This is a genomic window from Pseudomonas sp. B13(2017), from assembly GCF_002113245.1.
GTDB lineage: Bacteria > Pseudomonadota > Gammaproteobacteria > Pseudomonadales > Pseudomonadaceae > Aquipseudomonas > Aquipseudomonas putida_Z.
On sequence record NZ_NEJX01000006.1, the window covers coordinates 144201 to 158973 of the forward strand.

Annotated in this window: 15 protein-coding genes; 6 read left to right on the forward strand and 9 right to left on the reverse strand. The window is 65.4% G+C overall.

The window, feature by feature from the left end:
• Nucleotides 1-10: 10 nt before the first annotated feature.
• From CAG44_RS10715 to CAG44_RS10725, 3 genes are read right to left on the reverse strand one after another with little or no spacing between them, the layout of a single operon-like run.
• Nucleotides 11-3157, reverse strand: coding sequence for an efflux RND transporter permease subunit (locus tag CAG44_RS10715; RefSeq protein WP_085692120.1), 3147 nt, complete (start codon nt 3155-3157; stop codon nt 11-13).
• 16 nt (nt 3158-3173) lie between these two features.
• Nucleotides 3174-4373 (reverse strand): efflux RND transporter periplasmic adaptor subunit, encoded by a 1200-nt coding sequence (locus tag CAG44_RS10720; protein ID WP_085592237.1) that lies wholly within the window; start codon nt 4371-4373, stop codon nt 3174-3176.
• Nucleotides 4366-5619 carry a TolC family protein gene (locus CAG44_RS10725; protein WP_085592235.1) on the reverse strand — a complete coding sequence of 418 codons (1254 nt, stop codon included), beginning with the start codon at nt 5617-5619 and terminating at the stop codon, nt 4366-4368. The genes CAG44_RS10720 and CAG44_RS10725 overlap by 8 nt, the downstream gene beginning before the upstream one ends.
• A 282-nt stretch (nt 5620-5901) precedes the next feature.
• On the opposite strand from CAG44_RS10725, the gene aroQ reads away from it, so the two are divergent.
• Nucleotides 5902-6351, forward strand: a complete 450-nt coding sequence (gene aroQ, locus CAG44_RS10730) for a type II 3-dehydroquinate dehydratase (RefSeq protein WP_085592233.1) — start codon at nt 5902-5904, stop codon at nt 6349-6351.
• Nucleotides 6348-7196 (forward strand): shikimate dehydrogenase, encoded by an 849-nt coding sequence (locus tag CAG44_RS10735; protein ID WP_025338504.1) that lies wholly within the window; start codon nt 6348-6350, stop codon nt 7194-7196. The genes aroQ and CAG44_RS10735 overlap by 4 nt, the downstream gene beginning before the upstream one ends.
• 119 nt (nt 7197-7315) lie before the next feature.
• On the opposite strand, the gene CAG44_RS10740 is transcribed toward CAG44_RS10735, so the two are convergent.
• Both CAG44_RS10740 and CAG44_RS10745 read right to left on the reverse strand, forming a co-directional pair.
• On the reverse strand, nt 7316-7852 hold the full coding sequence (locus tag CAG44_RS10740) for a thioredoxin family protein (RefSeq protein WP_256573570.1): 537 nt from the start codon (nt 7850-7852) through the stop codon (nt 7316-7318).
• Entirely contained in the window at nt 7842-8117 is a 276-nt protein-coding gene (locus CAG44_RS10745) for a DUF2790 domain-containing protein (protein ID WP_025338502.1), read from the reverse strand. Before CAG44_RS10745 ends, CAG44_RS10740 begins: the two co-directional genes overlap by 11 nt.
• A gap of 220 nt (nt 8118-8337) precedes the next feature.
• On the opposite strand from CAG44_RS10745, the gene CAG44_RS10750 reads away from it, so the two are divergent.
• The 4 genes from CAG44_RS10750 to CAG44_RS10765 all read left to right on the forward strand — a co-directional run bounded on the left by CAG44_RS10750 (nt 8338) and on the right by CAG44_RS10765 (nt 11721).
• A complete protein-coding gene (locus CAG44_RS10750) occupies nt 8338-9078 on the forward strand; it encodes a response regulator (protein WP_003250463.1) in 741 nt (246 codons plus the stop codon).
• Entirely contained in the window at nt 9075-10361 is a 1287-nt protein-coding gene (locus CAG44_RS10755) for a HAMP domain-containing sensor histidine kinase (protein WP_085592231.1), read from the forward strand. Before CAG44_RS10750 ends, CAG44_RS10755 begins: the two co-directional genes overlap by 4 nt.
• Before the next feature lie 239 nt (nt 10362-10600).
• Complete coding sequence (locus tag CAG44_RS10760) at nt 10601-11218, forward strand: ferric reductase-like transmembrane domain-containing protein (RefSeq protein WP_085592229.1); 618 nt, start codon at nt 10601-10603, stop codon at nt 11216-11218.
• Between the two features lie 14 nt (nt 11219-11232).
• Nucleotides 11233-11721 carry a DoxX family protein gene (locus CAG44_RS10765; RefSeq protein ID WP_085592227.1) on the forward strand — a complete coding sequence of 163 codons (489 nt, stop codon included), beginning with the start codon at nt 11233-11235 and terminating at the stop codon, nt 11719-11721.
• 150 nt (nt 11722-11871) lie between these two features.
• Here CAG44_RS10765 and CAG44_RS10770 read toward each other — a convergent pair whose 3' ends face one another.
• The 4 genes from CAG44_RS10770 to CAG44_RS10785 form a co-directional block, all read right to left on the reverse strand.
• On the reverse strand, nt 11872-12570 hold the full coding sequence (locus tag CAG44_RS10770) for a DUF2063 domain-containing protein (RefSeq protein ID WP_085592225.1): 699 nt from the start codon (nt 12568-12570) through the stop codon (nt 11872-11874).
• Complete coding sequence (locus CAG44_RS10775; protein WP_085592223.1) at nt 12563-13411, reverse strand: DUF692 domain-containing protein; 849 nt, start codon at nt 13409-13411, stop codon at nt 12563-12565. Before CAG44_RS10775 ends, CAG44_RS10770 begins: the two co-directional genes overlap by 8 nt.
• A 76-nt stretch (nt 13412-13487) precedes the next feature.
• Nucleotides 13488-13979 carry a hypothetical protein gene (locus CAG44_RS10780; protein WP_013971966.1) on the reverse strand — a complete coding sequence of 164 codons (492 nt, stop codon included), beginning with the start codon at nt 13977-13979 and terminating at the stop codon, nt 13488-13490.
• Nucleotides 13980-14142: 163 nt separating this feature from the next.
• A complete protein-coding gene (locus CAG44_RS10785; RefSeq protein ID WP_085592221.1) occupies nt 14143-14697 on the reverse strand; it encodes a DUF4174 domain-containing protein in 555 nt (184 codons plus the stop codon).
• Nucleotides 14698-14773: the final 76 nt, after the last annotated feature.

A 14773-nucleotide genomic window follows, 5' to 3' on the forward strand; every position in this document is an offset into this window, starting at 1 on the left:
CCCAGGATTCTCAACCCTCCTGCACCTCTTCCCGCCGATACGCCCACTGATACAACGCCGGCAACACCAGCAAGGTCAGTGCGGTGGACGACAGAATCCCGCCAATCACCACGGTCGCCAGCGGCCTTTGCACCTCGGCCCCGGTCCCGGTCGCCAAGGCCATCGGGATGAACCCCAGCGACGCCACCAGTGCCGTCATCAGCACCGGCCGCAAGCGCGTCAGCGCGCCCTCCTCGACCGCTGCCCGCAGTGTGCGCCCTTCCTCCCGCAGGCCACGGATAAAGGCGATCATCACCAGCCCGTTGAGCACCGCCACCCCCGACAAGGCAATGAACCCCACGCCTGCGGAAATGGACAACGGAATGTCTCGCAACCACAGCGCCAGCACCCCGCCGGTAAGGGCGAACGGGATGCCGGTGAACACCAGCAGGCCATCCCTGAGGTTGTTGAACATCATCAGCAACAGCGCCATGACCAGCAGCAAGGCCACCGGCACCACCACCTGCAGGCGCTCGGCCGCCGACTGCAGTTGCTCGAACTGGCCACCCCAGCGGGTCCAGTAACCCGGCGGTATCTGTACCTGCTCGATCAGCGTCTGCTCGGCCTCCTCGACGAACGAACCCAGGTCGCGCCCGCGCACGTTGGCACTGACCACCACCACCCGCTTGCCATCCTCGCGGCTGACCTGGTTCGGCCCCAGCTGCAGGTTCAGCGTGGCGACCTGCGACAGCGGGATGAAGCCTATTTGCCCGGCACCCGTAGCAGCACTGGCCGGCACCGGAATCAGCAGGCTGGCCAGCCCGTCGACATCGGTGCGCAGGGTTTCCGACAGGCGCACCACCATGTCGAAACGGCGGTCACCTTCGTACAACGTGCCGGCCGTGCGGCCACCCACGGCAATGGCAATGGCGTCCTGCACATCACCCACGTTGAGGCCATGGCGGGCCGCCTTGTCGCGGTCGATATCGATGGTCAGCACCGGCAGGCCGGTAGTCTGCTCGACCTTTACCTCGGACGCGCCCGGCACGCCTTGCAGGCTGCTGGCGATCTGCGCGGCTGTGCGGTTGAGCACGTCCATGTCATCACCGAACAGCTTCACCGCCACATCGCTGCGCACCCCGGAAATCAGCTCGTTGAAGCGCAGCTGGATCGGCTGCGACAGCTCGTGGTTGCTGCCCGGCACGCTGGCGGCGGCGCGTTGTACCTCGGCGATCAGCTCATCACGCGGCTTGCCCGGGTCGCCCCATTGCTCACGCGGACGCAGCATCACATAGGCGTCGGAAATGTTCGGCGGCATCGGGTCGGAGGCGATCTCGGCGGTGCCGGTGCGGGCAAACACCCGCTCCACTTCCGGCACCTGGGCGATGATCGCCTGTTCCAGGCGCTGCTGCATGTCGACCGACTGCGACAGGCTGGTGCCTGGCACGCGCAAAGCCTGCAGGGCAAAGTCGCCTTCGCTGAGGCTGGGGATGAACTCGCTGCCCATGCGGCTGGCCATAACTCCGGACAGCAACACCAGGGTAGCGGCGCCAGCGAACGCCAGCTTGCGCCGGCCCAGCACCCAGGCCAGCACCGGGGCATAGCGCTGACGCGCCGTGCGCATTACCAGGCCTTCCTCTTCCTTGACCTTGCCGGTGACGAACAGGGCAATGGCCGCCGGCACGAAGGTAACCGAGAGGATCATGGCACCAAGCAGGGCGATGACCACGGTAAAGGCCATAGGGTGGAACATCTTGCCCTCCACCCCGGTCAAGGCAAAGATCGGCAGGTACACCACCATGATGATCAGCTGGCCATAGATCAGCGGCCGACGCGCCTCACGGGCGGCAGCGAACACTTCATGGAAGCGCTCGGTGCGGGTCAGCATGCGGCCATGGCGTTGCTGGGCGTGGGCCAGGCGGCGGATGGCGTTCTCCACGATCACCACCGCGCCGTCGACGATGATGCCGAAGTCCAGTGCGCCCAGGCTCATCAGGTTGGCGCTGACCTTGTTGCTGAACATGCCGGTGAAGGTGAACAGCATCGACAAGGGAATGACCATGGCGGTGATCAGCGCAGCGCGGATGTTGCCCAGGAACAGGAACAACACGGCGATGACCAGGATGGCACCTTCGACCAGGTTCTTCTTCACCGTGGCGATGGCCTTCTCCACCAGGTTGGTGCGGTCGTACACCGTCACCGCGACCACGCCCTTGGGCAGGTTGCGGTTGATCTCGACCAGCTTGGCGGCAACCGCCTGGGACACCGTGCGGCTGTTCTCGCCAATCAGCATGAAGACCGTGCCCAGCACCACTTCCCGGCCGTTTTCGGTGGCCGCGCCCGAGCGCAGCTCTTCGCCCAGGCCGACCTGGGCAACATGGCTGACGCGGATTGGCGTGCCATCGACACTGGAGATGACGATGTTGGCGATGTCCTCGGCCGACGCCACCTGGCCTGGCGCGCGAATCAGCAACTGCTCGCCATTGCGTTCGATGTAACCGGCGCCGACGTTGGCGTTGTTGCGCTCCAGCGCCGCGATCAGGTCGTTGAGGGTGAGTTTGTAGGCCGCCAGGCGCTTGGGCTCCGGCGCAATCAGGTACTGCCTGGCATGGCCGCCGATGCTGTTGACCTCGGCCACCCCGGGCACGTTGCGCAACTGCGGCTTGATGATCCAGTCCTGGATCACCCGCAAGTCGGTCGGGGTGTAGGGCGTGCCGTCTTCCTTCAGCGCGCCCTGCTCGGCTTCCACCGTCCACAGGAAGATTTCACCCAGCCCGGTGGAAATCGGCCCCATGCCCGCTTCGATGCCGTCGGGCAACTGCTCACGCGCCACTTGCAGGCGCTCGTTGACCAGTTGGCGGGCGAAGAACAGGTCGGTGCCGTCGTCGAAAATGACCGTGACCTGCGACAGGCCCGAACGCGACAGCGAGCGGGTCTGCTTGAGCCCGGGCAGGCCGGCCATGGCGGTCTCGATGGCGAAGGTGATGCGCTGCTCGGTCTCCAGCGGCGAATAGCCGGGGGCGGCGGTATTGATCTGCACCTGGACGTTGGTGATGTCCGGTACAGCGTCGATCGGCAGTTTCTGGTAGCTGTGGATACCCACCGCGGCCATCAGGACCACGGCCAGCATCACCACCAGGCGCTGCTCGATGGCGAATTGGATCAGGCGTTCGAACATGCAAGCGTCCCCGTGATCAATGGCTGTGCTCGGCCGAGCCTTTGCCCAGTTCGGACTTGAGGACAAAGCTGCCGGCAGCGGCCACCTGGGTTCCGGCGGCAAGGCCGGTGGTGATTTCCACCTGGCCGGCGTCGCGGCGGCCGGTCTTCACCGGGCGGGCCTCGAAGCCTTCCTCGGTACGGGCAAACACCACGGTCTGCTCCTCCCAGGTTTGCAGGGCGCTTTGCGGTACCACCACGGCGGCGTTGAAGCGTTCGACGCTGACCGCGACATTGACGAACAGCCCGGGGCGCCAGGCACCGTTGGGGTTGGCAAGCGTGGCGCGGACAGTGGCGGCACGGTTCTGCTCGCCGAGCAGGCTGCCGACATAATTGACCTTGCCCTCGACCTGGGCGCCCAGGTCCGGCGCGCTGACCGTGACATTGCGGCCGGTGGTCACCTTGTCCAGGTCGCGCGGGGCGACGGCGAAGGTGGCCCAGACCCGGCTCAGGTCAGACAGGGTGAAGGCATTGCTGGTCTCATCGACCACCTCGCCCACGGTCAGGTGCTTTTCCACCACCACTGCATCGAACGGCGCGCGCAGTTCATAGCGGTTGCCGGCGCCGGCCGGGCCCACGGCGGCGACTTTCTGCCGGGCGTTGGCCAAGGCAATCTCGGCTTCCTGCAACGCCTGACGGGCCTGCAGGTAATCCTGCTCGGCACTGATGCGTTCCTGCCACAGCTGCTGTTCGCGCTGGAAGGTCAGGCGCGCCAGTTCCAGGCGGCGCTGGGCAGCCTGTTGTTCGCTGCGCAGGTCGGAAATCTGCTGGCTGGCGATTACCGCCAGCACCTGACCACGCTTGACCGCCTGGCCCAGCTCGGCTTGCACCGACTCGACCACACCGGGCACGCGTGGCACGACGTGGGCGGTACGGTCCTCGTCGAAGCGGATTTCACCCGGGAAGCTGATGGCGGTGCCCAGTTCACGAGGGCCGGCATCAACCAGTTGCACACCGGCAGCTTCGATCTGGGCGATGGACAGGTGCAGCTTGCCCTCCTCTTCTTCGTGGCCTTCGCCGGCCTGTTCCTCGCCGTGGCCGTGGCTGTCTTCGCCGTGGTCGTCGTGCCGGGCTTCAGTGCCTGACGCGTTGCCGAGGTTGCCGGTCCAGGCCAGGCCACCCAGGCCAAGCGCGGCAATGGCGGCAGCCAGAAGGGCTATCTTGCGTGGATTAGTCATTGTTGCTCCTGCTGTTCAATTTGTTGCTCAGCCCATCGAGGTCGCCATAGATCCGCTCGACCTGCGCCCGCGCGTCGGTCGCCGAGGCCAGCGCCTCGAGGTACAGCCCGCGCGCCTCGATCAGCGTGCGCTGGGCGTCGAGCACATCGAGAAAGGCGAACTTGCCCATTTCGAAACCGCGTGTGGCGGTGTCCACGGCCTGCTGGGCAGAGGGCAGGATGGTGCGGTCATAGGCCTGCACTTCCTGCATGGCCGTGGCCCACTGGCTGACGGCGCTGCGGGTTTCACTGCGCAGGCGCAGCTCCACGGCGTTGCGCAGGTCACGCGCCTGGTCGGCACGGCGGGCCGCGGCCAGCACGTTGCCCTGGTTGCGGTCGAACAGCGGCAAGGGCATCGACAGGCCCACCACATTGACCCGCTCGCGGTCTTCGCGGCTGTACTGGCTGCCAAGGCTGACGGTGAGGTTGGGAATGCGCAGGGCCTTTTCCGAACCCAGGGACGCTTCGCCGCGCTCGACCTGGGCGGCGGCCAGGCGCCATTCAGCCGTTTGCTCGACCTGGTCGAGCAGAGCGTCGGCGCTGGGCGCATCACCGGGGGACAGGTTGGCGGCCTGCAACTGGTCGAAGCTTGCCAGCGGGCTGCCGGTCAACCGTGCCAGGGCCTGGTAAGCCACACTGCGCTGGGTTTGCGCACGGCGCACTTCGGCCTGGGCCTGGGCCAACTGCACCTGGGCCCGGGTGGCCTCCACTGGCGATGACTGGCCAGCGGTCACCCGCCCCTGCACCACTCGCAGCCCACGCTCGGTCAACGCCTGCGATTGCTGCGCCAGCTCCAGCGCGGTCTGCGCGCGCAGGGCCGCGTGGAACGCCTGCACCACATCGGCGCGCAAGCCGTTGCGCTGGCGCTCCAGGTCCAGCTGGGCAATGGTCTGGCCGGCACCGGCCACGGCGATGCGTGCACCGCGCTTGCCGCCCAGCTCCAGCGGTTGGCTGAGGGTGACAGTGGTGGTGCTGGTGTCACGGCGGGTGTCCTCGACCTCCCAGGACAGCTCCGGGTTGGGGATCAGCCCGGCCTGGCGCCGCTCGCCATCGGCAATGCCGATTTCCCGGCCGGCCGCGGCCAGCTCCGGGTTCTGGGCAAAGGCGGCGTCAAGCGCCTGGGGCAGGCTCAGGCTCTGGCTGGCCTGGGCGCTGGCGGCAACAGCCAGCAACAGGCAGAGCAAGGCGGTCTTGCGGGGGATGGGCACGAAACAGATCCTCGTCGGCGAGCTTTGGCGAGGGACTGTAGAAAGCCGCGCTTATCGGGGCGGTGGCGGGAAAATTACAATTTTGTAATCAAGCTGCAGGCGACAAAGCTGGAGCCCTATGGAGTTCCTGTGGGAGCTGGCTTGCCGGCGATAGGGCCGGTACAGGCGATATCAAGTTCGATAATCGCCCACTTTCCCGGTACAGCAGTTTAGTCCAATTGACTAAACTAACCAGTCGGTACAAAACTAGACGCATCCAACAACAACAAAGCGATGCCCGTCATGAAGCCCCTCATTCTCGTGCTCAACGGCCCCAACCTGAACATGCTGGGCACCCGCGAGCCTGCCCAATATGGCCACGAAACCCTCGCCGACCTGGCCCAGGGCTGTGCCGATACCGCCCATGCCCACGGCCTGGAAATCGAATTCCGCCAAACCAACCACGAAGGCGAACTGATCGACTGGATCCATGCCGCCCGTGGCCGCTGCGCCGGCATCGTGATCAACCCCGGTGCCTGGACCCATACCTCGGTGGCCATCCGCGATGCCCTGGTGGCCAGCGAAGTGCCGGTAATAGAGGTGCACCTGTCCAACGTGCACAAGCGCGAACCGTTCCGTCACCTGTCGTTCGTATCATCCATCGCCGTCGGGGTCATCTGCGGCCTGGGCAGCCATGGCTACCGCATGGCCATCAGCCACTTCGCCGAAATGTTGCAGGAGCACAACGCATGAGCCAGCAAGCCATCCTCGCCGGCCTGATCGGCCGCGGCATCCAGCTGTCGCGCACCCCTGCCCTGCACGAACACGAAGGTGATGCCCAGGCGCTGCGCTACCTGTATCGGCTGATCGATGCCGACCAGCTGCAACTGGACGACAGCGCCCTGCCCGGCCTGCTCGACGCCGCCCAGCACACCGGTTTCACCGGGCTCAACATCACCTATCCGTTCAAGCAGGCGATCCTGCCACTGCTCGACGAACTGTCGGACGAAGCCCGCGGCATCGGCGCGGTGAACACCGTGGTGCTCAAGGACGGCAAGCGGGTCGGCCACAACACCGACTGCCTGGGCTTTGCCGAAGGCTTGCGCCGTGGCCTGCCTGATGTGGCACGGCGCCAGGTGGTGCAGATGGGTGCCGGTGGTGCCGGTTCGGCCGTGGCCCATGCCCTGCTGGGTGAAGGGGTCGAGCGGCTGGTGCTGTTCGAAGTGGACGCGGCCCGTGCACAGGCACTGGTGGACAACCTGAATGCCCACTTCGGTGCCGGGCGCGCCGTGGTCGGCAACGACCTGGCCACGGCCCTGGCCGAGGCGGACGGGCTGGTCAACACCACACCGGTGGGCATGGCCAAGCTGCCGGGCACACCGCTGCCGGTGGAGTTGCTGCATGCGCGCCTGTGGGTGGCGGAGATCATCTACTTCCCGCTGGAGACCGAACTGCTGCGCGCCGCCCGGGCGCTAGGCTGCCGCACCCTGGATGGCAGCAACATGGCCGTGTTCCAGGCGGTGAAGGCGTTCGAGCTGTTCAGCGGGCGCCAGGCGGATGCGGCGCGGATGCAGGCGCACTTTGCCAGTTTCACCTGACAGACAAGTGTCGGCTTCTTCGCGGGCTTGCCCGCTCCCACAGGTGCTGCGCAAATTTCACTGATTACGCAAATCCCTGTGGGAGCGGGCAAGCCCGCGAAGAGGCCGGCACAGACAACTCACCCTTTCTCATCCAGCAACGCCTGTATCACCTGCTCCTGCCCACCATAATCCCCCTCGCCAAAGTGCACATGGCGCACCTGCCCCTTGCGGTCGACAAAGTAATGCGCCGGCCAGAACTGGTTGCCCCAGGCGTTCCACACCTTGTAGTCGTTATCCACCGCCACCGGGTAAGCGATCCCCAGGCTGGCTACCTTGTCACGCAAGGTGCCTACATCGTGCTCGTAGTCGTACTCCGGGGTGTGCACGCCGACCACCACCAGGCCCTGGTCGGCATAGCGCCGCGCCCATTCGTTCACGTGCGGCAGGCTGCGCCGGCAGTTGATGCAGTCCCAGGTCCAGAAGTCCACCAGCACCACCTTGCCCTTGAGCCCGGGGCCATCCAGCGGCGCCGAGTTCAGCCACTGGCTGGCGCCGGACAGCGACGGCATGGCACCGTAGCTGTCGCGGGCCATCAGGTGCCCGGCCAGGCCCAGGCCGGCCAGCGCCAGGGCAATGCCGCCAACCTTCAACAACAAGCGGCGATCAATTCTCATGGCAACCGCCGGTGGCGTAGGTGCGGTACTGCACGCTCTGCTGCTGGCCCTTGGAGTCGAGGTAGTCCATGCGGGTGTTCACCAGGCCGCAGGCGTCGCTCTGGTCATCCTGTATCGACAGCACTTTCTTCACATCCAGGTGGTCACCGTAGCGGTACTGCATGACCCCGGTATCGTCCATCGGCATCGTGGAGGCCTGGGCGGCAATGGCGCCAAAGCTGAGCACGGCGAACAGGCTGGCACGGGCGAAGGTAATGAAGTTCATGGCATCTCTCCTGTGTAACGCTTGAGGGTGGGGAGTTGTGCTCCCCGGTCGAGAGCCATTTCACGCCGGCCAGGTATCCCGTATGTGTCGCCCGAAGCTGTGATGTGCTTCCTCCTGTGTCTGTACACATGCCAGATACACTGCAATACAAACCCCCGCAGGCAAGCGCGAATGCGCTCGGTACACTGCGCCCATCCCCTCTTGCACAGGAACGCAGCGCATGGAACACGTCGATCACATCCTGATCGTCGACGACGACCGCGAAATCCGCGAACTGGTCGGCAACTACCTGAAGAAGAACGGCCTGCGCACCAGCATCGTCGCCGACGGCCGGCAGATGCGCGCCTTTCTAGAAGCCAACAGCGTCGACCTGATCGTCCTGGACATCATGATGCCCGGCGACGACGGCCTGCTGTTGTGCCGCGAGCTGCGCGCCGGCAAGCACCGCAACACCCCGGTGCTGATGCTGACCGCCCGCAACGACGAAACCGACCGCATCATCGGCCTGGAAATGGGCGCCGACGATTACCTGACCAAGCCGTTCTCGGCCCGCGAACTGCTGGCCCGTATCAACGCCGTGCTGCGCCGCACGCGCATGCTGCCGCCCAACCTGACCATCAGCGAAAGCAGCCGCCTGCTCGGCTTCGGCCAGTGGCGGCTGGACACCACCGCGCGCCACCTGCTCGACAGCGAAGGCACCCTGGTAGCCCTGAGCGGTGCCGAATACCGCCTGCTGCGGGTGTTTCTCGACCACCCGCAGCGGGTGCTCAGCCGTGAGCAGTTGCTCAACCTGACCCAGGGCCGCGAAGCCGACATCTTCGACCGCTCCATCGACCTGCTGGTCAGCCGCCTGCGCCAGCGCCTGGGTGACGACGCCCGCGAACCCAGCTGCATCAAGACCGTGCGCAGCGAGGGCTACGTGTTCTCGCTGCCGGTGCAACTGCTCGAGTCGCCATCATGAAGTGGCCACGTACCCTGGCCTCGCGCCTGGCACTGATCTTCTTCACCGGCCTGGTGCTGGCCTACGGCCTGTCGTTCGGCCTGCAAGCGTACGAGCGCTACATCAGCAGCCGCTCGATGATGCTCAGCACCCTGGAGCAGGACGTGGCCACCTCGGTGGCCATCCTCGACCGCCTGCCCGCGGCCGAGCGCGCCGCCTGGCTGCCGCGCCTGGAGCGGCGTACCTACCGCTACCGGCTGGACCAGGGCCTGGCGGGCGAAGCCATGCCGACCAGCGACCCGCCCATGGCCGCCGACTCTATCGTCAAGGCCATTGGCGCCGACTATCGCCTTTCCTTCCAGGAAATCCCCGGCCCGAACGCGCACTTCCAGGCACACCTGACCCTGGCCGATGGCGCACCGCTGACCATCGACGTCACCCCATCGCCGGTCCCGGTGGCACGTTGGCTGCCCGTGGTGTTGCTGATCCAGTTGGCCGTGCTGTTGCTGTGCACCTGGCTGGCGGTACGCCTGGCGATCGGCCCGCTGACCCGCCTGGCCCGTGCGGTGGACAACCTCGACCCGGACAAGCCTGGCGTGCAGCTGGATGAAAGCGGCCCGCGCGAGGTGCGCTACGCCGCCGTGGCCTTCAATGCCCTGCAGGCGCGCATCGCTGCCTACCTCAAGGAACGCATGCAGTTGCTGGCGGCCATTTCCCACGACCTGCAAACACCGATCACGCGCATGAAGCTGCGTGTCGAAGTGATGGACGAAGGGGTGGAAAAGGACAAGCTGTGGAGCGACCTGGGTGAAATGGAACACCTGGTGCGCGAAGGCGTGGCCTATGCCCGTAGCATGGACACCAGCACCGAGGCCCCGTGCCGGGTCAACCTCGATGCCTTTCTCGACAGCCTGGTGTTCGACTACCAGGACAGTGGCGCCCAGGTCGAGCGCCACGGCAGCAGCGGCAGCCTGCTGGAAACCCGCCCGCATGCCCTGCGCCGGGTGCTGGTGAACCTGGTGGACAACGCCCTCAAGTTTGCCGGTGCTGCCGAACTGGAGGTGTGCCGCGAGGGCGACTGGACGTTGATCCGCGTGCTCGACAACGGGCCAGGCATACCCGGTGGCGAACTGGATGAAGTGCTCAAGCCGTTCTATCGCGTGGAAGGTTCACGCAACCGCAGCACCGGCGGTACAGGGCTGGGGTTGGCGATTGCCCATCAGCTGATCCAGGCCATGGGCGGCCGACTGACCCTGAGCAACCGCGCAAGCGGCGGGCTGTGCGCGCAGATCGAGCTCAAATGACAGTTTGTGGGAGCGGCCTTGCGTCGCGATAGGGCTGCGCAGCAGCCCCAGGTTTTCAGCTTCGTCGCATGAATTGCCGGGGCCGCTTTGCGGCCCTTTCGCGACGCAAGGCCGCTCCCACAAAAAGCAGGTGGCGTATCAGTACACTCCGATACACAACCCCACCACCACCGACACACTGCAGATACCCCACCCCGACACACTCCCGGTCACACAACCACACCCCGGGAGCCTCCCTGATGAAACCCCTCACCCTTCCCTCCGGCTGGAAGCTGTTCGTCACGCTCGCCGGCCTGACCTTGGCGATGACCGCCGTGGTACTGGCCAGCCAACCTGATCCGGACGGCCTGCGCAGCGCGATCCGTGCCACTGCGCGCAGCTCCTTCGCGCTATTCCTGCTGGCCTTCCTGGCCTCGTCGCTGGTGATCTTGCTGCCTGGCACCAGCAGCCGTCGCATCCTCCAGGAACGGCGCTATCTGGGGTTGGCATTCGCCTTTTCCCACACCGTGCACGGCGTACTGATCTACCGCTATGCCCAGCAATTCCCCGAGCTGTTCTGGGCCGGCCGCACGCTCACTTCCAGCCTGCCCGGCACCCTCGGCTACCTGTTCCTGCTGCTGCTCACCATCACCTCGTTCAAGGCCCCGATGCGCCTGTTGGGTGGCCGTGCCTGGCAGGCCCTGCACAGCACCGGCATGTGGGTACTGGCCGCAGTGTTCTGCCTGTCGTTCTACAAACGCATCCCCATGGGCGGCTGGTACCCGCTGGCGTTCGCCCTGATGTTCAGCGCCATCGCCGTCAAGCTCACCGCCAAGCTGGCGCGCCAGCAACGCCGTAACGCCCGTGCCCTTTCCTGAAGAGAGAAACCAGCATGACCACCTTGACCCGCACCCTGACCACCTTCGACCGTTTCGGTAACTGGAGCGCCGACCTGCCGTTGCGGCTGTTCCTGGCCTGGGAATTTTTCGAATCCGGCTGGGAGAAATTCAATGGCAGCAACTGGTTCGCCGACCTGCAAGCTAACTTCCCGTTCCCCTTCAACCTGCTGCCTGCAGAGCTGAACTGGCAGCTGTCGATGTGGGCGGAGCTGATCCTGCCGTTACTGCTGTTGCTGGGGCTGGGTACCCGGCTGGCCTCGTTGGGGCTGATGGTGGTGACCGTGGTGGCGATTGCCGCGGTGCATTGGCCGGCGCACTGGTCGAACCTGGCCGAGCTGGCCCAAGGGTATGCAATTACCGACCAGGGCTTTGGCAACTTCAAGTTGCCGCTGATCTACCTGGTGGCGTTGCTGCCACTGCTGCTGAAAGGGGCTGGGCGGTTGAGCCTGGATCATTGGCTCAGAGGGCGGTTCTTCAGGTGATATCGCCGGGGCTGCCTTGCAGCCCATCGCCGCGGTTCGTCGCCACGGCAAGCCAGCTCCCACAGGTACTGCGCAAGATTCTGGGCATGCGCTGTACCTGTGGGAGCTGGCTTGCCGGCGATGGGGCGCAAAGCGCCCCAATACCACGATTCAACATGTACCGATGATAACCCCCTGCTCGCGCAATCCCTCCAGCAACGCCAACCCCTCCTCCACAGCACCGCCCAACGCCTGCAACCGAGCCCGCCCACTGCCCTGTTCCAGCGCCAGCAACCGGTACGCCAGCGGCGCCAGGCGCGCGAAGCGCACCTTCAACCCCGCATCGCGATAAACCAGCAACAAGGTCGGCGCCTCTGGCGCGACCGCTGGCTGGTAATCCGCCCCGATCCGCTCCACCGGCCAGCGATAGGCCAACACCCGCGCCACACACGACAACAGTGGCTCCCCTTCCAGCAGGTCGCCTGCCGGGTCATGGGCCGGGTCCTCGGCATCGCTCAGATACAACTGCGCCTCGACCCACTCATAGTGCGCCAGCTCCAGCTGCCAGGGCGCATCCAGCTCGATGCCTTGCAGGTAATCGACGAACGCTTCGGCAATCTCGGTGAACAACGGTGTCTGGCAGCGATAGTTGGCATAGAAATCTCGCACTCGGGCGTGCCAGCGCGGTTCGCCCAACGCCTGGCGCATCACCGGAAAACTGCCGGCCAGCAAACCTTCGATAGCACCATAGAACAGCTCGCGGTAAACCTTCAGGCGCCGGGCCTCCACGCCCGGCGGCGGCGCATGGCGCTGCGGGTCACGCAGGTGCCGGGCCAAGGTGTACTGCTGCTCACGCAAGGTCTCATTCATTTGCATGCCCTCCCGCAGCACGCTGCACAGTGCGGATGCGCGCCGCCTCGGCGAGCAGTTCGGCAAGCGGCGGGTAGTTGAAATCACGCTCGAGCACGGTGGGTTGCACACCGAAGCGCGCACAGGCGACCGCGTACAGCGCCCACACATCTTCCTTCACCGCAGCCCCGTGGGTGTCTACCTTGAGGTCCGGCGCTTCATCGTAATGGCCAGCCACGTGCATGCCGGAGACCCGCGCCTGGGGCAAGCCCGCCAGGAATTCGCGGGCGTCGTAGCCGTGATTGCAGGCATTGACGAAGACGTTGTTGACGTCCAGCAGCAGGTCGCAGTCGGCCTCATCGAGTACCGCGCGGATGAAGTCGAGTTCGCTCATCGCCTGGTACGGCGCGGCGTAGTAGCTGATGTTTTCCACGGCAATGCGCCGCTCCAGGTATTCCTGGGCCTGGCGAATCCGCGCGGCCACATGGCGCACCGCTTCGTCGGTGAATGGAATGGGCATCAGGTCATACAGGTGCCCGTCATCACTGCAGTAGCTCAGGTGCTCGCTGTACAGGCGCACCTGGTGGCGATCGAGAAACTGGCGGGTCTGGCCAAGGAAATGGCGGTCCAGCGGCTCGCTGCCACCCAGCGACAACGACAGCCCGTGGCAGGTAATGGCAAAACGCTCGGCCAACTGCGCCAGGCCCTTGCCGTAGGCACCGCCCACGGCAACCCAGTTTTCCGGTGCGCATTCGAGAAAGTCCACGGCGCCAGCCTCCATGGCCAGCAGTTCCGGCAGCAGGCCACGGCGCAGGCCTAGCCCGGCCTGTAAAGGTACAGGGGACAAAGATGTGGGGTGCATGAACAGGTCTCCGCAACAGGCACAACGCCCCGCCTGACCAGCAGGAGGGGCGTTGCGCGGTTCATGGGGCAGAAGGTCAGGACTTGCCGGTCAGGTGGCTGAACAAGCCTTCGGGCATGGCCTTGCCATTAGCCTGGTAGATCGCCTTGAGGTGATCCGCCGCCTCCTGTTCGGAGATGAAGCCATCATGGTTGCTGTCGATCTTGTCGAAGTCGCCGGCACGGTCCTTGGCCACCGCCAGGAACTCATCGCGCGAGACCTTGCCGTCGTGGTTGCTGTCGGTCTTGGCGAACGAGGCATCACCACACTTGCCCTCGCCACATTTGCCTTCGGCACCGGCCTTGGCGCTGGCACCGCACTTGCCCTCTCCGCATTTGCCTTCGCCCTGGGTGGCCTTGGCGCTGCCACCACATTTGCCTTCACCACACTTGCCCTCGCCGGCCACCTTGGCCGAAGCCAGCTGGTAACCCTGGGCCAACGGCTCGACGGCAAAGGCGCTGCTGCTCAATGCCATGCTGCCGATCAGGGCAGCGCCGAGCAGGCCGAGGGTGTTTCGTACTTGAGTCATGGTGTCGCTCCACTGTGGTTGGAATGTGGAGCCATTAGGCCGTTGCGGTATGTCGTGGATGTATCGCGCGGGGTGCGGTTTTGTATGGGAATGGGTCTGCGGCGTGGGCAGATACAGTGGGATACACAACGGCCCCAAGGTGCCTCGGGGCCGTCGTGCAGGGTCAGTCTTCCAGCGGCTTGGGTGGCGCGGTCGGCTTGGCGGGCTTTGCCGGCTTGCTGTCCTTGGCCTTGGGTTCCGGTGCCGCCGCTGCCACAGGCTCCGGCGCCGACACGGCTTTTTCGCTGGCGGGCAGATCATCGACCGCCTTGAGGATCACCTGCGGGTCGATGGCCCCTCCCTCTTCGTCGTCCTTGAGCATGTGCCGCTCACCGTCCTTGCCCACCAGGATCACCTTGGTGCCTTTGCTGGCACCCAGCTTCAACTCGCGGATCAAGGCCATGGTGGTCTGCTGCTCGAGGTTCTTGTCCTCACGCTTGCCCATCATGTTGGCAACGCTGTACACCACCAGGTTGCGCTCTTTGAAGGCGGCCTGGGTGGCCGGGTCCTTGAGGGCCTCGTTCAACCCACGCAACGTTGGGTCGGCGCTGCTGGGTGCAATGACGACCAAGGGCCTGGCCTTGCCCAGTTCCTTGGCCAGCGGCGCGTCACTGTCGGCAGCAAACACAGGGGCGACAAGCGCGAGCAAGGTGGCGAGGGTCAGTGACCGGACGAGCATGCGTATCTCCTTATTCTCTCGATAAACCAGAAGACTACAGATCAGGGCGAAAGATCCGACGGGCGAGCGTAAACCA